General features: G+C 66.1%; 16 protein-coding genes. 9 read left to right on the top strand and 7 right to left on the bottom strand.

What is annotated here, in order from left to right:
- Positions 1 to 39: 39 nt before the first annotated feature.
- Entirely contained in the window at positions 40 to 1,455 is a 1,416-nt protein-coding gene (locus K254_RS22445) for a hypothetical protein (RefSeq protein WP_051388979.1), read from the bottom strand.
- Positions 1,452 to 3,596: an alpha-galactosidase gene (locus tag K254_RS0108275; RefSeq protein WP_026554970.1), complete on the bottom strand. Its 2,145-nt coding sequence runs from the start codon at positions 3,594 to 3,596 to the stop codon at positions 1,452 to 1,454. Before K254_RS0108275 ends, K254_RS22445 begins: the two co-directional genes overlap by 4 nt.
- Before the next feature lie 96 nt (positions 3,597 to 3,692).
- Between K254_RS0108275 and K254_RS0108270 the strand changes: the two genes are divergently transcribed.
- From K254_RS0108270 to K254_RS0108245, 5 genes are all read left to right on the top strand, one after another.
- Positions 3,693 to 5,039 (top strand): ABC transporter substrate-binding protein, encoded by a 1,347-nt coding sequence (locus K254_RS0108270; RefSeq protein WP_081709966.1) that lies wholly within the window; start codon positions 3,693 to 3,695, stop codon positions 5,037 to 5,039.
- Positions 5,040 to 5,096: 57 nt separating this feature from the next.
- Positions 5,097 to 6,029, top strand: coding sequence for a carbohydrate ABC transporter permease (locus tag K254_RS0108260; RefSeq protein ID WP_035749137.1), 933 nt, complete (start codon positions 5,097 to 5,099; stop codon positions 6,027 to 6,029).
- The gene (locus K254_RS0108255) at positions 6,029 to 6,874 is read left to right on the top strand and encodes a carbohydrate ABC transporter permease (protein ID WP_026554966.1); all 846 of its coding nucleotides are present in this window, start codon (positions 6,029 to 6,031) and stop codon (positions 6,872 to 6,874) included. Before K254_RS0108260 ends, K254_RS0108255 begins: the two co-directional genes overlap by 1 nt.
- Before the next feature lie 9 nt (positions 6,875 to 6,883).
- Positions 6,884 to 8,623, top strand: a complete 1,740-nt coding sequence (locus K254_RS22440; RefSeq protein WP_051388978.1) for a glycoside hydrolase family 36 protein — start codon at positions 6,884 to 6,886, stop codon at positions 8,621 to 8,623.
- Between the two features lie 122 nt (positions 8,624 to 8,745).
- Positions 8,746 to 9,138 (top strand): nuclear transport factor 2 family protein, encoded by a 393-nt coding sequence (locus tag K254_RS0108245; RefSeq protein ID WP_026554965.1) that lies wholly within the window; start codon positions 8,746 to 8,748, stop codon positions 9,136 to 9,138.
- A gap of 48 nt (positions 9,139 to 9,186) precedes the next feature.
- On the opposite strand, the gene K254_RS25655 is transcribed toward K254_RS0108245, so the two are convergent.
- From K254_RS25655 to K254_RS22435, 5 genes are all read right to left on the bottom strand, one after another.
- On the bottom strand, positions 9,187 to 9,327 hold the full coding sequence (locus K254_RS25655) for a hypothetical protein (RefSeq protein WP_155848479.1): 141 nt from the start codon (positions 9,325 to 9,327) through the stop codon (positions 9,187 to 9,189).
- Between the two features lie 107 nt (positions 9,328 to 9,434).
- Positions 9,435 to 10,553 carry a glycosyltransferase family 4 protein gene (locus K254_RS0108235; RefSeq protein ID WP_026554964.1) on the bottom strand — a complete coding sequence of 373 codons (1,119 nt, stop codon included), beginning with the start codon at positions 10,551 to 10,553 and terminating at the stop codon, positions 9,435 to 9,437.
- Entirely contained in the window at positions 10,550 to 11,416 is an 867-nt protein-coding gene (locus K254_RS0108230; protein WP_081709965.1) for an alpha/beta fold hydrolase, read from the bottom strand. The genes K254_RS0108235 and K254_RS0108230 overlap by 4 nt, the downstream gene beginning before the upstream one ends.
- 80 nt (positions 11,417 to 11,496) lie before the next feature.
- Positions 11,497 to 12,330, bottom strand: a complete 834-nt coding sequence (locus K254_RS0108225) for an aldo/keto reductase (RefSeq protein WP_026554962.1) — start codon at positions 12,328 to 12,330, stop codon at positions 11,497 to 11,499.
- 10 nt (positions 12,331 to 12,340) lie between these two features.
- Positions 12,341 to 13,357: a sugar-binding transcriptional regulator gene (locus K254_RS22435; protein ID WP_051388977.1), complete on the bottom strand. Its 1,017-nt coding sequence runs from the start codon at positions 13,355 to 13,357 to the stop codon at positions 12,341 to 12,343.
- Positions 13,358 to 13,425: 68 nt separating this feature from the next.
- Between K254_RS22435 and K254_RS0108215 the strand changes: the two genes are divergently transcribed.
- The 4 genes from K254_RS0108215 (at position 13,426) to leuS (ending at position 20,506) form a co-directional block, all read left to right on the top strand.
- Positions 13,426 to 15,255 (top strand): glycerol-3-phosphate dehydrogenase/oxidase, encoded by a 1,830-nt coding sequence (locus K254_RS0108215; protein ID WP_081709964.1) that lies wholly within the window; start codon positions 13,426 to 13,428, stop codon positions 15,253 to 15,255.
- Positions 15,256 to 15,335: 80 nt separating this feature from the next.
- Positions 15,336 to 16,079 carry an MIP/aquaporin family protein gene (locus K254_RS0108210; RefSeq protein WP_026554960.1) on the top strand — a complete coding sequence of 248 codons (744 nt, stop codon included), beginning with the start codon at positions 15,336 to 15,338 and terminating at the stop codon, positions 16,077 to 16,079.
- 48 nt (positions 16,080 to 16,127) lie between these two features.
- The gene (glpK, locus tag K254_RS0108205; RefSeq protein ID WP_026554959.1) at positions 16,128 to 17,642 is read left to right on the top strand and encodes a glycerol kinase GlpK; all 1,515 of its coding nucleotides are present in this window, start codon (positions 16,128 to 16,130) and stop codon (positions 17,640 to 17,642) included.
- A 356-nt stretch (positions 17,643 to 17,998) separates the two neighbouring features.
- Entirely contained in the window at positions 17,999 to 20,506 is a 2,508-nt protein-coding gene (gene leuS, locus K254_RS0108200; protein ID WP_026554958.1) for a leucine--tRNA ligase, read from the top strand.
- The last annotated feature ends 123 nt before the right edge of the window (positions 20,507 to 20,629 follow it).

The raw sequence follows: 20,629 nt of genomic DNA, 5'->3' as shown, positions 1-20,629 counted from the left end.
CGGTTCAACCGGCCACCGCAGGCGAAGCAGTCCAAATGCTCATGGCATTGGCAGAGAACGGCGTTCACCTGGCGCAAGGGTCACTGCGAAGGTGCCCGTGCCCGACACGTCGAGGTGGGGGTCCTGGAACCCGGGCTGCGACCCCGCAACTATCTGCCACTGAAGCGGATGTCCGGTGCCGTTCCTCAGCCACAGCGCGCCGTTGGCAGTCCCGGCGTCGATGGTGCCTTCGCCGAACGGGATGTCAAAGACCTCCAGCCGGGTGACGCCGGCGGGCAGGATGGTGCGGGTCGTAACCGTGCGTCCGGCCGCGTTGGGCTGCACGCCGAGCATTCCGGCGACAATCTGGGACACGAGCGTAAAGGACACCTCCGGGTAGGAACCGTTCAGCCGCTGCTGCGGCACCTCATGCGCGTCGTTCCGTCGGCTGTAGATTTCACGCATCCAGCGCCACGCGGTGTCCGCGTCCCCATGGCGCAGGTAGAGATCGGGCACGTAGGTCAACGCCTCGATGTTGGCCGGTGCACCGATGGGGTCGGAGCACAGTCTGTCGATCTCCGCCAACAGCGGTGCCGAGCGCGGATCGCCGTCAAACAGCCCCTTGAGCGGCATGAACCAGGTGGTCTCCCGGCCCCACTGGGTGACAGCTTCGCCGTCGACGGTCCAACCATTGACGACGGCGTCGTCGGTGCCGTTGCGGCTCCATGAGCTGCGGAAATACTCCGCCAACGTCCGCCCCGTCTGCTCGAATTGCGTGGCGGCGTCGGGATCGCCGCACGCCCGCTCCAGCGCTGCGGCATGCAGGGTGGCTGCATACTGCGCGCCGAAGGCATCCCCTGCCTCGCGGAAACGTGCGGTGGGGTGCTCGTTGTAGCTGGCCGCCCCCTGGAAGATGCCCAGGCCGCTGCCCTCGGCCACACCGTTGGGACGGTGCGTATCGTGGGCCGCAACGAAGGCGCCCAAGGTGTTGCGCCAGAAGCCCCGGTGTTCCAGCAGCTGCGCATCGCCCGTCCAGCGGTACAGCACATGCACCAGCTCCACCATTTCGAAGATGGCGGGCACCTCGCGGACAAACTCGACGGGGGAGCGGTAGTCGATCGCCAGCGGTGTCTCGCCGTCGAAGTTCAGCGCCCACACCGGCCAGCCGCCATGCTCGGCCGTGGCCGTGGCCAGCAAGGCGTTGAGCATGCCGGTGTTGTGGCGCCGCCAGCCCAGCAATTGCGCCCCCACCGCCTGGTGGACGAAGTCGCGCAGGTAGTAGCCGCTGCGGTGGGCATACCCGGCCCGGTAGCTGGCGCGGTACGGCGCCTGCCTGGGGGGTCCGGAGTTTGCCTCGGAGACATCGAGCGGGCCGACGGCGCCGTCGTCGACCACCGACTCGGCGGCGGTGCGCTGGGCCCACTCGAAGATCTCCTCAAGTTCAGCGCTGTCGGATTCCAGCCGCACGGCACTCATGTCTCGCGCACCTCGATGAGGGCCGCTTCCTGCGGGCGCAGAGTGGGCATGGGCAGGCCGAGCTTGACCAGGGTGGAGCCAAGGGAAACGAACTCTTCATTCCACCAGGCCGGCTGGGGGCGGGTGGAGATCGTGTCGACGGCTCCGTCGATGCGCACGCGGGCAACGCGGTACCGGCGCTCGGGATCCAGGCCGGCCAGGCGGAGCGCCGGTCCGGGGATGTGCGGCGGGGAGTCGATCGCTGCGAGGGTGACGATGGCATGGCTCGCATCGGCGGAGACAACGCTCTGCGCGATGTGCGCGTTCTCGGTCTCCAGGCGGTGGAGGGTGCCGCGTTCCACCAGGGGAGCGAGGCGCTTGACCTCCCGGATCCAGGCGGTGAGTTCGGCCAGCTCCTCCTCGGAGGCCTCGCGCAGATCCCACTCGATGCCAAAGCTGCCCATCAGAGCGGTGATAGCCCGGAAGCTGAGCAGGCTGTGGCGGCCGGTGACGTGTGCGCGTGCAGCACCAACGTGCGATCCGAGAAGCTCGGGCGGCATCAGCAGGCTGGTCCAGCGCTGGATGCGCTGGCGTTCGAGGGGGTCGTTGGAGTCGGAGGTCCAAAAGCGGTCCACATGCTCGACGATGCCGAGGTCGATGCGCCCGCCGCCCGCCGAGCAGGATTCAATCTCCAGCCAGGGGCAGGCGGCCTTGATCTCGTCGATGAGCCGGTAGGTGGCAAGCGTCTGCTCATGAACGCCGGCGACGCCGGTGGTCCGGTTGACGGGCTCCAGCAGATCACGGTTGTGGTCCCACTTGATGTAGTCGATGCGGTGGGCCGTGACCAGCTCGACGATCCGATCACGCAGGTAGGCGTAGGCATCGGGGTGGGCGGTGTTGACCACCAGCTGCTGGCGGGCCAGAGGGGCATCCCGGTGCACCGGCGAGAGGATCCAGTCCGGGTGGTTGCGGGCCATCTCCGAATCCGGATTCACCATCTCGGGTTCGAACCAGATGCCGAACTGCATCCCGAGGGAGCGCACATGGTCCACAAGCGGCGTGAGCCCGTCGGTCCAGACGCTGGGGTCGACCAGCCAGTCGCCCAGGCCGGCGCGGTCGTGGCGGCGGCCGAGGAACCAGCCGTCGTCCAGAACAAAGCGTTCGACGCCGACGCGGTGGGCGAGGTCGGCGAGCTCAACGAGCGGCGGCAGTGAGTGGTCGAAGTACACTGCCTCCCAGGTGTTCAGGGTGATGGGCCGGCCGACGGCGGGGTGTCCGGGCCGGGCGCGCAGCGTGGCGTGGATGCGGGCGGACGCCTCGTCCAGGCCTTCGCCGTAGCTGGCGTAGAGCCACGGGCTTTCATACTCCCCGCCCGGCTGCAGCACGAGTTCGCCGGTGTGCAGCAGCTCGCCGGCGCCGAGGAAGCTGCGCCCGCCATTGGTGCGTTCGGCCCACATGCGCTGGTTTCCCGACCAGGCGCTGTGGATCGCCCATACTTCACCGCGCGCGAAGTCGAAGCCTGGGGTGCCGGCGAACAGCAGGGTGGCGGCGTCCGGGCCGGTGCGTCCGCGGCGGTTCTCCCGCAGGTGTGTGCCGTCAACCAGGGAGCGGCGCTGCGGACGCCGTTCGCCATTGTGGCGGCCGGAAAGGTCAAGCAGTTCCGTGGCCCGGCCGGGGATGGGCAGGGCGAGGTCGAGGCCCTCCAGGCGGTACTCGGTTCCGCCGTCGTTGCGCAGGGAGGCGCGGGTGCGCAGCAGGCCGCTGGGCAGCAGTTCGATCTCCAGCGTTGCCTGGACCTGGCCCGAAACATCCAGTCCACGGGCGACGAGGCGCTGGGCGGCCCCGGGGGTTGTGCCTGGCGTGTGCTCGTAGCTGACGCCGCAGACGTCGGAGAAGGAGCCCCGTCCGCCGCGGTGTCCGGCGATGCCGGGGAAGCCCATCCAGCCCTGCTTGGCCTCCGGCAGAATGCCAATCGGCCGCGGGGCATCGGGTTCGCTCGTGGCGCGCACCGGCCGGACGTCGTCCAGGATGCGCTGTTCGGTGGCCTCGTCCAGCTGCCCCAGGGCCGAGCCCCAATAGGCGACGACGGGCAGTGAATCGGGTTCAGCCACAAGGACCACGCTCACTCCGGCGGATGTCAGGTGCACAAGCGAGGACTTCATTTCACTCCTTTGTAATTTTGCAGAAATTGTCTGCATAGTTACTTTTATCATGCTATTGTCATGTGACCAGCTTCACTACGAAAGGTTCTTTGGACAATGAAGTTCTCCACGCCAATGCCGGGACGTCGCGCCGTCCTGACGTCCTTTGCAGCAGCCACTGTTGTTGCACTCGTCGGATGCTCCACCCAGACCGGCCAGTCGGCGGCGAAGGGGGAAATCGGCGGCAAGATCACCGTTTGGACCTGGAACGCTCCCGGCTCGGGCCTCAAGGCCGCCATCCCCGCATTCCAGAAGCTCCACCCCGGCGTCGAGGTTGACGTCCAGGATGTCGGCAACCCCGCCATCTGGGAAAAGATCACCACCGGCATGGCCGCCGGCGGCAGCGGTCTGGCCGACATCCTCAACATCGGCATCGACTACATGGGCAACTACTCGGAGAAGTTCCCGAAGCAGCTTGTCGACCTTCGCGACCTGGGTGCCGACAAGCTCGCCACCCAGTTCCCCGCCGGCGCCTGGAAGAGCGGCCAGGGCCCCAAGGGCCAGGTCTTCGGTGTCCCGTACGAGGTCAACGCAGCAGGCTTCTTCTTCCGCCAGGACCTCTTCAAGGAGGCCGGCATCGACTACTCCGGCCTCAAGACCTGGGATGAGCTGCTCGCAGCAGGCACCACCCTGAAGGAAAAGACCGGCGCTTCGCTGTTCAGCATGGACAAGGCCGGCACCGTCGGCGACTCCGCAGGCCTCTTCGAACTGCTGATGGGCCTGCAGGGAGCGTTCTACTTCAACGCCGCCGGCGACATCACCCTGAACGGCCCCGAGGCTGTGCAGTCACTGGAGATCATCAAGAAGGCCAACGACCTCGGGCTCGTCGAGGATGTGCCGGGCAGCTGGGAGAACCTCCTGGTCACCCTGCGCGGTGAGCGCAAGGTTGCCACCACCTCCTCAGGTGGATGGTTGGCCGGCGTGATCGAGGAAGAGGCCCCCGATATGGCCGGCAAGTGGAGCGTCAGCCTGCCCCCGGCCGTCAAGACCGGCGGCCTGACAGGTGCCGTCAACGGTGGCACCTACCTCTCCATACCGAGCTCGAGCAAGAACCAGGCGACCGCCTATGCCTTCATCGACTTCGCCCTCGGAACGCTCGAAGGCCAGAAGCTGGTGTACGACGGCGGTGGCATGTTCCCCGGCTTCAAGCCGATGCTGGACTCCGATGGCTTCGTCGCCCCCAACGCCTTCTTCGGCGGCGAGAAGGTCAACCAGATCTTCATCGACGAGCTGAACCAGGACACCCCCGCGGTGAACTACACGAGCGACTACGCCCGCGCACTGAAGGCCTACGTCGACGTTCAGACGCGCGTTGTGCTCAAGGGCGCCGATCCCAAGACGGAGCTGGACGAGGCCGCGAAGCAGGTCGCACAGCAGACCGGCCGCAAGCTGGCCACCAACTAGCAGTCGAACCAGGGTGCGCCGGCCACCGGCCGGCGCACCCATGAAAAGGCCCTCACCATGAATACTCTTGTCCAATCATCGACGCCGGCAACGGCCGAGAAGCCTGTGGCGCCGCGGCGCCGCCGGTCGTCAGTCGGGTACCCCAGAATCACGCCGTACCTGTTCTTGATGCCCATGATCCTGCTGTTTGTCGGGTTCAAGCTCTACCCCTACATCTCGGCGTTCTGGCTGAGTTTGACCAAGAACGTTGGTGGTGAGGTCGAGTTCGCCGGTTTGGAGAACTACACCCGGCTCATTGCGGACCCGCTCTTCTACAAGGCGTTGGCCAACACCGGCATCATTCTGCTCGTGCAGGTGCCGATCATGCTGGTGCTCGCGATCGTGCTGGCCGTTGCCTTCAACTCCGTGCTCCTGAAGATCCGTTCCTTCTGGCGCACCGCCTATTTTGTGCCAATCGTGATGGGCCTCGTCGCCTACGGCATCCTGTTCCGCGCCCTGTTCAACACGAACGAGGGGTTCGTCAACTACCTCATCAGCTTCATCGGACTGTCCCCGATTCCGTGGCTTGGCGATCCGCTGTGGGCCAAGGTCTCGATCGTCATCGCCATGACCTGGCACTACACCGGCCAGAATGCCATCATCTACCTCGCCCAGATGCAGTCGATCGGTGGCGAGCTCTATGAGGCGGCCCACGTCGACGGCGCCAGCGCCTGGCAGCGGTTCTGGCACGTGACCCTGCCGGGCCTGCGTCCGGCCATCGTGCTCACAGTCATCCTCTCGACGATCGGCACCCTGCAGCTCTTCGACGAGCCCTATGTCCTCACCAACGGCGGCCCGGACAATGCAACCCTCACGGTTGGCATGTACCTCTACCAAAACGGGTTCAAGTTCTTCGACTTCGGCTACGCCTCGGCCATCGGCTACGCCCTGACCATCATCATCGGCGTGATTTCGCTGATCCAGCTCCGCTTGTTCAAGGAGAAGTCCTAATGTCCAACACCAACATTGTGGTGCGGAAGAGCCGGGGACGCTCGCTTGTCCTGACCACCGCCATAGCGGCCGGTGCAGTATTCATGGTGCTGCCGTTTTATTGGCTTCTGATCGCCACCACCTACGGCGCACACGACATCTTTGCCACGCCCCCGCACTTCCTGCCCGGCCCGGCCTTCGTCGAGAACTTTGTCGGACTCTTCCGGGACACCATGTTTGGGCGCTCCATGGTCAACTCGCTGTTCGTCTCGACCACCTACACGGCGCTGGGGCTCATTGTCTGCACGGCCGCCGGCTACGCCTTCGCGAAGTTCAAGTTCCGTGGCCAGAACCTCTTGTTCGGTGCACTGCTGGTGACGCTGGCTCTGCCGTCCCAGGTGACGCTGGTTCCGCTGTTCCAGATCATGGTCAACCTCGGCTGGCTCGACAGCTACCAGGCCCTCATCCTGCCGAACCTTGCACTGCCCTTTGGCATCTTCCTGATGAAGCAGACGATGTCCACCATCCCCGATGAGATGATCCAGGCCGCCCGCATCGACGGCGCCGGCGAGTTCCGCGTGTTCAGCCAGATCGTCCTTCCGACGGTCCGCCCGGCCCTGTCTGCCCTGGCGATCTTCCTCTTCCTGGCCCAGTGGAACGACTTCGTCTACCCGCTCGTCGTCCTGCGCTCACCGGAGTCCTACACGGTTCCCGTCGCCCTGGCCTCGCTGCAGGGCATCGGCACCACCGACTACGGCCAGCTCCTGATGGGCACCATGCTCTCGATGCTGCCCGTGCTCATTCTCTTCCTCTTTCTCCAACGTCAATTCGTCGCAGGCATTCTGGCCGGCGCTGTTAAGCAATAAGGATCCGCTGTGCTACTTGAAGACCACCAGCTCCTGTCCGTGCAGTGGACGGAGCTCCCGCGGGGCATCAAATTCGGTGTGGGCGGTGGATGCCTTGTCGAGGGCGTAGAACGCCGCGGCCTTGTCGACATCGTCACCGTGAGCATCGCCGCCGGCGGGCAGATTGTGCTCGAGGCTCCGCTGGGCAATGCCACCGCCTATTGGCACCCGGGCTTCGACCCGGGGGACTGCCTGCCCGCCGACTGGAAGGGCCGCATCGGGTTCAGTGCCGTGCGCTCGGCTCCGATCGGAGTGCTGTGCGATGCCAATGGCAACAGCGGTTTCGCCTTCGCCTTCGACTGCCTCACGCAGGAGGGCGAGCTGGAATACGGCGCCTCCGAGGAAGCCAAGACCTTCGTTGTCCGCTTGGGCATCGCCGAGGGCCTGGCCGAGGCCCGCTCCGTCGTGCGCCTGGCCGTCGTGGCAGAAGAATCCGGCTACGAGCAGGCCATCCGTGAGCTGTCGGTGATCCTGCATGACGGCATCGCCGGCAGGGCGGCAGCCGTCATCGCCCGAGAACCTGTGTACTCCACCTGGTACGCGTACTCACAGCAGATCTCCCACGAGATCGTCATGCGCAACGCCGAGGCGGCGCGGGGGATCGGCTGCAAGTCGGTCTTCATCGACGACGGCTGGCAGAAGTTCGGCGACGGCCGCTGGTACGCAGGATGTGGCGACTGGGTGCCGGATACGGCAAAGTTCCCCGACCTCCGCGGCACCGTGGCAGAGCTGGCCGACGGCGGCCTCGAAACGGTGATGTGGGTTGCTCCGTTCCTGATGGGCGAACTGAGCGAGGCGTACTCCACCCTTGCCCCGTTTGCGAGCCACTACGCCGAGGGCCTGCGGACCTGGGTTCTGGACCCCCGCCACCGCGAGGTGCGTGAGCACCTGGTGGCGATGTGCTCACGATTGATGGTCGACTACAATCTGGACGGGCTGAAGATCGACTTCCTCAACAACGTCATGTCCTACGCGGGGACACCCTCCACCGGTGACATTGCCGACGTCGGCGACGCCATGGCAGTGGTGCTGGGCGAGATTGAGGCGGCCATTGAAGCGGCGCGCCCCGGAGCGCTCATCGAGTTCCGCCAGCCGTACATCTCTCCGGCCGTGGCGCCCTTTGCCGACGTCATCCGGGCCAACGACTGCCCGGCCGACGCCGACCAGAACCGCCGCTCGACGATCAACCTGCGGTTGCTGGCCATCGACCAGATCGTGCATTCCGACCCGGTGATGTGGGATCCGACGGCCCCTGTTGAGACGGTGTCCCGGCAGCTGCTGAACACCTTCTTCTCGGTGCCGCAGATCTCGATGCCGCTGGATGTGCTCCCCGACGCGCACCGGGTGCGGGCCACCGAGCTGCTGACGCAGTGGCGTTCCCTCCGCGAGGTGCTGCTGACCGGTGAACTCAGTGTGGGGCTGCCGAATGAGAGCTACCCCGTCGTGTCGTCGCGCCTTGGCTCGACGCTCGTTGTCGGCGCCTACCAGCCTCGCCACCTGGAGCTGGACCTTGACGGGATCAGCGAGCTCGTCATCCTGAACTCGACGGCTGCGCAGGTCCTGCCGTACACGGTGGCCGGGGCGGCACCCCGGGTGGGCACGGTGCTCGCCGAGGGCAGTGCCGCGGCAACCGGCATTGAGCTCGGTGGGCGCGGATTCGTTGACGTGGCCCCGTGGGGAATCACCCGGATCACGCTCGGCAACCCCTAGGAAACTCCGGCTGATGCGGGCGCCAAACAGCGCCCGCTTCAGGCATCGACAGTCCTTGGACGTGGGAATAGCCTTGAATTATTGGGGATTATTCCGACAACGATGACGGAGAGGTGCCCACTATGGGAGCCGAAGAAAATGCAGATTTGGTCAGGCGCGGCTACGAGGCATTCGTAGCCGGCGACGTGGAGACCCTTGGCGGATTGTTTGCCGATGATGCCGTGTGGCATGTTGCCGGCAGCAACGCGCTGTCCGGGCCAAAGGAGGGCCGCGATGCCATCCTCGCCTACTTCGGAGAGTTGGCGGCGCAGACCCAGGGAAGTCTTGCCGTGAACCTCGATGAGATCATCGGCGGCGAGGACCACACGGTGGCGCTGCAGCACAACACCGCCGAGCGTGACGGCAAGACCCTGGATTCCAAGGGTGCGTTCGTGTTCGAGGTCCGGGACGGCAAGATTTCCGAAGCACGGGAATTCTTCACCGACACGGCACAGGGCGACGATTTCTGGTCCTAGCCAGAGTGGAAGTCCGGGCGGGGATCTGCACGAAGGGGAGGATCAGGATTAGTCCGGATCCGCCCCTTCGTCGTCTGCCGCCTCACTCGATGACGCCTCGCCGGAGCCGTCGCCGCTCTGCGGGATCTCATCCTCGGGCTCGGGCGCTCCGTAGCCGCCCTCCGGGGTGTGGTGCTGTTCGCTTGTCATGGCGCCTCCCACGTTTGGGTCTCGAACCGCCTCCGCCAGACCGGCGGGGCCGCTTGGTTCAAGTGTCCCGCGCCGGGCACCGAGAGGCCAGAGGCCGGGCTCCCTCCCTATGAGGAGGTGGCAGCCTTCGCCGCCACCAGCTCCTCGGCAATCGCCAGAAGCTCCCGTGCCGAGGCATCCCAACTGAACGTGGCCGCCTGGGCGACGGACGCCGTCGAGCGTTCCTCCCAGACGCCGGGCTCGGCCAAGTCACGCACAGCCGCGGCAAACTCGGATGAGGAGTCGGCCGGGACGTAGCCGGCAGCCGTTCCACCCACCTCGCGGAAGATGTCGGTGTCGGCCACCACTACCGGGGTGCCCAGGGCCATGGCCTCGACCAGCGGCAGGCCGTAGCCCTCGGCCTTGGACAGCGTGACCAGCGCCGTGGCGCGCAGCAGCAGGGCGTCGTATTCCTCATCGGTGACGCCGTTGTGGAACACCACCGAGGCGCCGGCGGGGATCTGGGCCTCCAGCTCGGCCCGCCGGGCGGGGTTGACCCGGCTGAGCAGGTGAAGCGTGAAGTCCTTCAGTTCCGCCATGCCCGCAATCAGGGTTTCGACGTTCTTGTAGGGCATGAAGGAACCCATGTAGACAAGCGTCTTCTCGGGCGCCACGGCGGGGTCGCGGGGGACCCGGGACCCCTGTGGCGCGTTGCCGACAATCCGGATGGGCTTGCGCGTCAGGGAGTGCTTTTCCATCAGCGCCTGGGTGGTCCGGCTGATGGTGGCGACGACGTCGGCCCGGTTCAGCAGGAGCCGCTGGGGCCAGTAGGCCTTGTGGTACAGGCGCCAGAGCACGCGGATGGGTGCCGGCAGGAAGCCCGGGGGAGCGGGGTGCTCGTAGTAGATCAGGTCATGCAGGGTCAGCACCAGCGGGTACTTCTTGCCCCAGCTGCCCATGGTCTGCATGGGGCAGAACACCAGATCGGGTTCCAGCACATTGATTTGCCCGGCGACAAAGAGCTCGCGCGGTGAAAGCGGGCTGGTGATCAACACAAACGGCAGGTCCGGCAGCAGGGCCAGCTGGCGCTCGTCGGAGATCAGCATGGTGACCCGGGCGTACGGCGCCACGGCCTCCATCAGGCTGGCGCCGTAGCGGCTGATGCCGTCGTGGTGGTCGGTGCGGGTGAACCGGGCGTCGATGACCAGGTGGAGAAGCCGGCCGGCGGCGGAGGAGTGGGCGTTCACGTGGGCGGGTGCCTTTCCAGAAAGCGGGTGATGGCTGCGGCGGCGGGCGCGGGCGTTTCGTAGTGGATCAGGTGCCCGACGCCGTCGATGACCACCAGCTCGGCATCCGGCAGCAGCCCCATCAGTTTGTGCTGGTTGGGCAGCGTGGCAATCTCGTCCTCGGCGCCGGCAATGAGCAGCACTGGCAGCGTAAGCCGGGATGCAACCTGGCGGACGGTGCCGCCGATGGAAGCGCGGAAGGATTCCAGCAGCATCTCGCGGTTGGCGAAGAGGCTGAAGTAGCGGTTGTGCTGGTCGTGGATGAACGCCAACAGGTCCGGATCCTTGGTCTTGGCCATGGTGACGCTCATGACCTTGACGATCAGCTTGCTGCGCAGCAGCGCATTGCCCATCCGCTCCGGCAGCCGGGCAGAGGCCAGGTAGTAGAACAGTGCCAGCTTGGACAGCACGCCCTTGGGGCCCTCGAGCGCCGGGGCGGCGATGGGGTTCACCAGGATCAGCGGGTGGATCCGCGTGGGATCGGCGGCGGCAAAGTGGCTGGCCACGATGGAGCCAAACGAGTGGCCCAGCAGCACGGTGTCCGGGCCGAGGTCCAGGGCCTCCATGAAGGCCGCCAGGAAGTATCCGTAATGCTCGACGTCGTGCGGGGCCGAGCGGAACGGCTCGGACACGCCAAAGCCGGGCAGATCGGGCATGATGATGCGCGCATCGGGCAGTTCCTCCACCACGCGCTCCAGGCCGTGGTGGTCCCCGCGGAAGCCGTGCACCACCAGGATGGTGCGGGTGGCCTCCGTCATGCTTGCCGGCGCGTACTCCCAGTAGTGGGCTGTTGCGCCGTCCAGCTCCAGGGTGTGCTCGCGCATCCGCGGGCCAAGGCTGAGGGAAATCTGGGTCACGTGTGAACCGATCTGCTGTGGAGATGGAGAGGGGGCGGCGGAGCGGTCTAGCCCACCAGCACCGGGTTGGAGCCGGAGCGGTGCCCGCGGTCCAAGCCGGCCACGGCGTCCATTTCTTCGGTGCTGAGGGTGAAGTCGAAGATGTCGATGTTCTCCGCGATGCGCCCGGCGGAGCTGGCCTTGGGCAGACTGAGGACGCCGCACTGGTGGTGCCAGCGCAGCACAATCTGGGCCACGCTGCGCGAGTGGGCCTGGGCCAGCGAGGTCAGCACCGGATCTTCCAGCAGCTGGCCGCGGGCCAGCGGGCTCCACGCCTGGGTGCGGATGCCGGCAGCCTCGTGCAGGGTGCGCAGCTCGCGTTGCTGCAGCCACGGGTGCAGCTCGATCTGGTTCAGGGCAGGGACGACGTCGGTCTCCTGCAGCAGGCGGTCCAGGTGCTCCGGTTCAAAGTTGGAGACGCCGATGGCCCGGACGCGGCCATCATGGTACAGCTTCTCCAGCGCCTTGTAGGTGGGGATGTAGAGGTCCTGGTCCGGGCACGGCCAGTGGACCAGGTAGAGGTCAAGGTAGTCCAGGCCCAGCTTGTCCATGGATTCATCGAAGGCCGCCAGCGTGGCGTTGTAGCCGTGGCGGTCGTTCCAGACCTTGGAGGTGACAAAGATGTCCTCGCGGTCCAGCCACTCCTCGGTGGCCGCGCGCACTCCCTGGCCCACGCCTTCTTCGTTGGCGTAGAGCGCAGCGGTGTCCAGCGTGCGGTAGCCGGCCTCCAGGGCCAGGCCCGTCAGGTGGGCGCTGTCGGCCAGCGGCACCTTGTAGAGGCCGAAGCCCACCGAGCCGATGTTTGCACCATTGTTCAGGGACACTGTGGGGACCGTTTGCATGGCCCTTACTCTACCGACCCGAAGCGGTGTCCAGCGGCAGGAATCCGCCCACCGCATCCTCGGCCGCGCCGTCGGACTCCACGAGCGATCTGGCGGTGGCCTCGTCGAGGATCAGATCGGTGGCCAGGCCGGCGGCCAGGGCGCCCCGGAGGCCGTTCAATTTGGACTCGCCGGAGACCACGCAGATGCGCCGGCGCACGCCGCGCAGCAGGGCCAGCTCCGGTCCGGAGGAGCGCTCGTTGAGCACAATCCCGGCGTCGGAGCCGTCCGCCCGGAAGAACACCGTGGCCACGTCGCCGACGACGGCGCTGGCCGCGAGCGAGTCGATGTCCACCTCGTCCAGATAGCCGCCGGAGTAGACATGGCTGGGCACATCGGCGTCGACCGATCCGACGCCGAAGATGGCCATGGTCATGCGCTCCTGCAGACCGAGGATGCGCAGCACGCTGCGTTCACGCCACATGAGCTTCTTGGTTTCGGCCTGGTCGAAGAACGCCGGCACCGGAAACTGCTCCACCCGGGCGCCATAGGCATTGCCAAAGCGGCGCATGATCTCGCTGGCGTAGGTGATGCCGGTGGTCTGGGTGTTGCCCGCGCCGTTCAATTGCACAATCACGCTGCCGTGGGTGATCTTGCGGGTCAGGTGCCGGCTGACGGCGCTGATGGTGGCGCCCCAAGCGACGCCGATGATGGCGTTGGAGTCCACCAGCGGGCCGATGGTGCGGGCGGCCTGCAGGCAGACGCGCTCCATCACCTCCACCTCGTTGACGGAGTCGGCCACAGGGACCACGTGCACATCCACCCGGTATTTGGCCCGGATGGCCCGTTCCAGCTCGGGGGCGCTGTCCATGGGGCTGCGGATCTGCACCTGCACCAGTCCGGTCTCCCGTGCCGTGGACAGCAGCCGGGAAACGGTGGACCGGGAGACCCGCAGTTCGCGGGCGATGGCATCCATCGTGAGGTCCTGCAGATAGTACATTTGTGCAGCTCTCAGAGTGTCTGAGCCCTTTGTGCGAGATCCGGCCATGTGACGCAGCCCATTTCTGCACGTTTGTGCATTGCGGTTGACTATATTTTCCAGCTAATCCAAGAATAATGGGAGAAGGCGCCCATGGGCGCGAAAAATCGGGACTCGAAGAGGTCACATTGAGAATCCTTGGCTCCACCGCAAAGAACACCACTGACAATACGACGGCACCCGCCGTCCGCCCGGAGATCGACGCCCTGCGCGAACGTCCCCACGCTTCGGTGCTGATCATTGGTGGTGGAATCAACGGCGTTGGAACCTTCCGCGATCTGGCGCTGCAGGGCGTTGATGTGGCGCTGGTGGAGCGCGGCGACTACTGCCAGGGTGCCTCTGGCGCCTCCTCGCACATGATCCACGGCGGCATCCGCTACCTCGAAAACGGCGAATTCCGCCTGGTCCAGGAGTCCGTGGTGGAGCGCAACCGTCTGTTGCGGATCGCCCCGCATTATGTGAAGCCCCTGAAGACCACCATCCCGATCTTCAGCACCGTGTCCGGCGTCCTCTCGGCCCCGCTGCGGTTCCTGACGCACAAGCAGCAGGGCAAGCCGAAGGAACGCGGTGCCTTCCTCATCAAGCTGGGCCTGAGCCTGTACGACTCCTTCTCCCGCGACGGCGGCATGGTTCCGCGCCACCAGTTCAAGGGCCGCACCAAGGCCCTGGCCGAGCTGCCGGCGCTGAACCCCGGCATCAAGTACGCGGCCACCTACTTTGACGCGTCCGTGCACAATCCGGAGCGCCTGACCCTCGATGTCCTGCAGGACGGCGAGAAGGCCGGTCTGGCCGCAGACGGAACCCGCCGGGCCCGCGCCACCAACTACCTGGCCGTCACCGCCATCACGGCCGACGGCGTCGAGCTCACCGACCAGCTGACGGGGGAGAGCTTCACCGTCACGGCCGACGTCATCGTCAACACCACAGGTGCCTGGGTGGACAAGACCAACCAGGCCATGGGCGCCGCCAGCACCTTCATGGGCGGCACCAAGGGCTCGCACATTGTGCTGGACCACCCGGAGCTGCTGGCCGCCTGCAACGGCCGCGAGATCTTCTTCGAGCACACCGACGGCCGCATCGTGCTGATCTACCCGATGGGCGACCGCGTCCTGGTGGGCACCACGGACGTTGACGCCGACATGGACAAGGACGCCGTGTGCACCCCGGAAGAGGTTGACTACTTCTTCGACCTGATCGGGCACGTCTTCCCGGCCATCACCGTCACCAAGGACGCCATCGTCTACTCGTTCTCCGGCGTCCGCCCGCTGCCGCGCCACGATGCCACGGCCCCCGGCTTCGTCTCCCGCGACTACCGCATCGAGCGCGCCGACCACGTGGTGGCCGGCCGCAAGGTTCCCGCCCTGAGCCTGGTGGGCGGCAAGTGGACCACATTCCGCGCGCTCTCCGAGCACATGACCAACGACGTCCTGGAACTTCTGGGTGTGGAGCGCCAGGTTTCCACAGCCAAGCTCGCCATCGGCGGCGGCGCGGACTTCCCGTCCACTCCGGCCGGCGAGGAGCAGTGGATCAAGAACCACGCCACCGGCACCATCGATGCCGCCCGCGTGGCAGTGCTGCTCACCCGCTACGGCACGCGCGCCGCCGCGGTGATCGACTACCTGCAGGCCGGCGAGGACGCCGTCTTCGATTCCACCCATGAGCTGAGCACCCGCGAGGTCGCCTTCATGGTGGAGCACGAGCAGATCGGCCACCTGATCGACGTGCTGATCCGCCGCACCTCCCTGGCCTTCCGCGGCCTGGTCACGGCCGAACTGCTGGAGGAGACCGCTGCCGCCCTGGCCGGGCCCCTCGGCTGGGACGCCGCCCACCGCGCGGCCGAGGTCACGCACGCACAGGAAACCCTGGCCCGCTTCCATGGGGTCCAGGTACAAAGCTTGATTGCCTAGGCCAACGAGGCCACTGGCGCAAGAACGGGCGGTGCTCACTCGAGCCGCCTGACAACAGAATAAACAACAAGGAGTCAAAGATGTCTCTTGGAATCATCTTCCTGTCAGAAGTGATGGGAACCATGATGCTCACCCTGCTTGGTTGCGGTGTTGTGGCCAACGTTGCCCTCAAGGGCACGAAGGGCAACGCCGGTGGCTTCCACCTCGTCAACTGGGGATGGGGCCTGGCCGTCATGGCCGGTGTGTTTGTTGCCGCCAAGTCCGGTGCCCACCTGAACCCGGCCGTGACCCTGGGCATTGTGTCCAGCGGCGCCAAGGAATTCGTCCCCGGCATCCCGGTGGACGGTGCCTCGATCTTCACCTACTTTGGCGGAGAGATGCTGGGTGCCTTCATCGGCGCCGTCGTCTGCTGGCTCGCCTACAAGCAGCACTTCGATGCTGAGCCCGACGCCGGCACCAAGCTGGCCGTCTTCTCGACCGGCCCGGCCATGCGCAACTACGGCTGGAACCTGGTCACGGAAATCATCGGCACGTTTGTCCTGGTCTTTGTCATCCTGATGCTGGGCAACCAGCCGAACCAGCTCGGCCCGCTGGCCGTGGCTCTTCTGGTGGTTGGCATCGGCGCGTCCCTCGGTGGACCCACCGGCTACGCCATCAACCCGGCCCGTGACCTTGGACCGCGCATCGCCCACGCCCTGCTCCCGATCAAGGGCAAGGGCTCCAGCGACTGGGCCTACTCCTGGGTCCCGATCGTTGGCCCGCTGGTTGGTGGCACGCTCGGCGGCCTCATGTCCCAGTGGATCCCCGTTCTGGTCACCAAGTAGTCCGCGGCAAGAGCCTTCCTGCAACCGTTCCTACAGAAAGAAACAACGATGTCTCAATATGTGATTGCAATTGACCAGGGAACCACCTCAAGCCGGGCCATCGTGTTCGACCACGACGGCAACATCGTCTCCAGCGGCCAGCTGGAGCACGAGCAGATTTTCCCCAAGGCCGGTTGGGTGGAGCACAACGCCGCCGAGATCTGGAACAACACCCGCGAGGTCATCGGCACGGCTCTGGCCCAGGCCAACCTGACGCGCCACGACATTGTGGGCGTCGGCATCACCAACCAGCGCGAGACCGCCGTCGTCTGGGACAAGAACACCGGTGTCCCCGTCTACAACGCGATCGTCTGGCAGGACACGCGTACGCAGCCCATCGTTGACGAGCTGGCGGCCGACGGCGGCGTCGAGCGTTTCAAGCAGAAGGTCGGTCTGCCGCTGGCCACCTACTTCTCCGGCACCAAGATCAAGTGGATCCTGGACAACGTGGAGGGTGCCCGCGAGCGGGCCGAGGCGGGGGATCTGCTGTTCGGCAACACCGACAGCTGGGTCACCTGGAACCTGACGGGCGGCCCGGACGGCGGCGTGCACATCACCGACGTCACCAACGCCTCCCGCACCATGTTCATGGACCTGGAGACGCTCGCCTGGGAGCAGGAGATCCTGGACATCTTCGGCGTGCCGCGTTCCATGATGCCCGAGATCAAGTCCTCCTCCGAGGTCTACGGCCACGTCCACACCTCGCAGCTGCTCCGCGAGGTGCCGGTGGCCGGCATCCTGGGCGATCAGCAGGCCGCCACCTTTGGCCAGGCTGCGTTCCAGGCCGGCGAGGCCAAGAACACCTACGGCACGGGCTGCTTCCTGATCTTCAACACGGGCGAGGAAATCGTCCACTCGAAGAACGGGCTGCTGACCACGCTGGGCTACAAGCTCGGCGACGCCGCTCCGCACTACGCGCTGGAGGGTTCCATCGCCGTCACCGGGTCCTTGATCCAGTGGCTGCGCGACAACCTGGGCATGATCAGCTCGGCCCCCGAGGTTGAGACGCTGGCTGCATCGGTGGAGGACAACGGCGGCGTGTACATCGTGCCCGCGTTCTCCGGTCTGTTTGCCCCGTACTGGCGCTCGGATGCCCGCGGCGCCATCGTCGGCCTGACGCGCTTCGTGAACAAGAACCACATTGCCCGCGCCGCTCTGGAGGCCACCGCCTTCCAGACGCGCGAGGTGCTGGACGCCGTGAACGCGGACTCCGGTGTGGATCTGACGGAGCTGAAGGTCGACGGCGGCATGGTGGCCAACGATGCGCTGATGCAGTTCCAGGCCGACATCCTCGGTGTTCCGGTGATCCGTCCGAAGGTCACGGAGACCACGGCGCTGGGTGCTGCCTACGCGGCCGGCCTGGCCGTTGGCTTCTGGAACGACCTGGGGGAGCTGTCCTCCAACTGGGCCGAGGACAAGCGCTGGGAGCCGAGCATGGACTCCGCCGAGCGCGACCGCCAGATGCGTCTGTGGAAGAAGGCTGTCACGAAGTCGATGGACTGGGTCGACGACGACGTGAAGTAGAACCTGTGCGGTCCTGACCGCCCAGCCTCCGGGTCCCCAACTGAGTGACAGTTATCGCACATTATTTGCTCGAAATCGTGCGATAACTGTCACTCAGATGGGCAGGGCGGGTGCCCGGGTGCCGGCGTATGGACCGGCGCCGCCGGGGATTTACGTAGTGCGCTAAAGTGGGTCTATGCAGCGTTTTCTTCTTCTTGGATAGCCGCATGGTTTCCCGGGGCCCCTTGTTGAGGCTCTGCACCATGCGGTTTGCCCCTTGCTGAGTCGAGGGGCTTTTGTGTGTTCAAGGAAAAACAGCAAAACAGCAACAGCCGGTTTCTTCAACTAGCCGACCAATGAGTGAAAAGGCAGGGTACGTGAGCGTGCAGTCCCAGACTGAGCAGGGCCAGAACAGCGAAGAGGGCGTGTACAACTTCGCCGCCATGGAGGCCAAGTGGCCGGCCATTTGGGACGAGCTGAAGGTGTTCACCCCGCTTGACGACGGTTCCAAGGAACGCCGCTACGTGCTCGACATGTTCCCGTACCCCTCCGGCGACCTGCACATGGGCCACGCGGAGGCGTTTGCGATGGGCGACGTCGTCTCGCGCTACTGGCGCCAGCTGGGCTATGACGTGATGCACCCGATCGGCTGGGACTCCTTCGGTCTGCCGGCGGAGAATGCCGCGATCAAGCGCAACGCGCACCCGAGCGAGTGGACCTACGCCAACATCGAGACCCAGGCGGCCTCGTTCCGCCGGTACGCGATCTCCGCCGACTGGTCCCGCCGTCTGCACACCTCGGACCCGGAGTACTACCGCTGGACCCAGTGGCTGTTCACCCGGTTCTACGACCGCGGCCTGGCCTACCGCAAGGATTCCCCGGTCAATTGGTGCCCCAAGGACCAGACCGTGCTGGCCAACGAGCAGGTTGTCAACGGCGCCTGCGAGCGTTGCGGCACCGTCGTCACCAAGAAGTCGCTGAACCAGTGGTACTTCAAGATCACCGACTACGCGGACCGACTGCTCGATGACATGGAGCCGCTGCAGGGCCACTGGCCCGACCGCGTCCTGGCCATGCAGCGCAACTGGATCGGCCGCTCCGAGGGTGCGCACGTCAACTTCGTCATCGAAGGCACCGACGCCAAGCCCGAGCACCAGCTCACCGTCTTCACCACCCGCCCGGACACCCTCTACGGCGCAACGTTCTTCGTTGTGGCTGCAGATGCTCCGCTGGCTCTGGACCTGGTGACGGCCGAGCACGCCGAGGCGCTGAGCGACTACCGCGAGCGGGTCAAGGCCCTCAGCGACATCGAACGCCAGTCCACCGAGCGCGAGAAGACAGGTGTGTTCACCGGCCGCTACGCGATCAACCCGCTGACCGGTGAGAAGCTGCCGGTCTGGGCAGCCGACTATGTGCTGGCCGACTACGGCACCGGTGCGATCATGGCCGTGCCGGCGCACGACCAGCGCGACCTGGACTTTGCCCGGGCCTTCGACCTGCCCGTGCGCGTGGTGCTGGACACCGGCGAAGAGGACCCTGCCGTCTCCGGCACCGCCACTGCCGGCGAGGGCACACTGGTCAACTCCGGCGCCCTGGACGGGCTGCCGAAGTCCGAGGCCATCCCGGCCGCCATCAAGATCCTTGAGGACCTGGGCACCGGCGAGAAGTTTGTGAACTACCGCCTGCGCGACTGGCTGCTCAGCCGCCAGCGCTTCTGGGGCACGCCCATCCCGATCATCCACTGCGCCGACTGCGGCGAGGTGCCGGTTCCGGACGACCAGCTGCCCGTCACGCTGCCCTCCGACCTGCGCGGCGAGGATCTGTCCCCCAAGGGCACCTCCCCGCTGGCCGCAGCCGAGGCCTGGGTCAATGTGGACTGCCCCAACTGTGGCGGCCCGGCCAAGCGCGACACGGACACCATGGACACCTTCGTGGACTCGTCCTGGTACTTCCTGCGCTTCGTGTCCCCGCAGTACACCGAGGGACCGTTCGATCCGGCCAAGATCAACGAGTGGATGCCGGTCGGCCAGTACGTGGGCGGCGTCGAGCACGCCATCCTGCACCTGCTCTACGCCCGCTTCTTCACCAAGGTTGTCCACGATCTGGGTCTGCTGGAAGCCTCCGAGCCGTTCAGCGCCCTGCTGAACCAGGGCCAGGTGCTCAACGGCGGCAAGGCCATGAGCAAGTCCCTGGGCAACGGTGTGGATCTGGGTCTGCAGCTGGACAAGTACGGCGTCGACGCCATCCGTCTGACCATGGTCTTCGCCGGTCCGCCGGAGGACGACGTCGACTGGGCGGACGTTTCGCCGTCGGGCTCCGCCAAGTTCCTCGCCCGTGCCTGGCGCCTGGGCCAGGACATCTCCAGTGCGGCCGGCACGGATCCTGCCACCGGCGACCGGGCCCTGCGTTCGCTCACGCACCGCACGGTCTCCGAGGCCAAGGCACTGTTGGAGAGCCACAAGTTCAATGTGGTGGTGGCCAAGCTGATGGAGCTGGTCAACGCCACCCGCAAGGCGATCGACTCCGGCGTCGGCGGTGCCGATCCGGCAGTGCGCGAGGCCACCGAGGCCGTCGCCATCCTGCTGAGCCTCTTCGCGCCATACACGGCCGAGGATCTGTGGGAGGAGCTGGGGCACCTGGCCTCCGTCGCCAATGCCGGCTTCCCGGCGGTGGACGAGTCCCTGCTGGTGCAGGACTCCGTCACGGCCATCGTGCAGGTGCAGGGCAAGGTCCGCGACCGCCTGGAGGTCTCCCCGGAGATCACCGAGGACGAGCTGCGTGAGCTGGCTCTGGCCTCCGACGCCGTTGCCAAGGCCCTGGACGGCCGCGGCATCCGCACGGTGATTGTCCGCGCACCCAAACTGGTGAACATCGTTCCCGCTTAATCACAACACTGGATATGAAGGCGACCCCGTGGCAGCAGCCGCGGGGTCGCCTTCATACGCAGACGTGGCGGCGGAGAGCGTCTACCATTTCAGATAGTGCGGCCCGCCGGTGCCCTGAAGCTC

It is taken from the genome of Arthrobacter sp. 35W (assembly GCF_000482545.1).
Lineage (GTDB): Bacteria > Actinomycetota > Actinomycetes > Actinomycetales > Micrococcaceae > Specibacter.
Note: the sequence above shows the minus strand (reverse complement) of the source record. Positions and strands in the feature narration are given on the sequence as shown.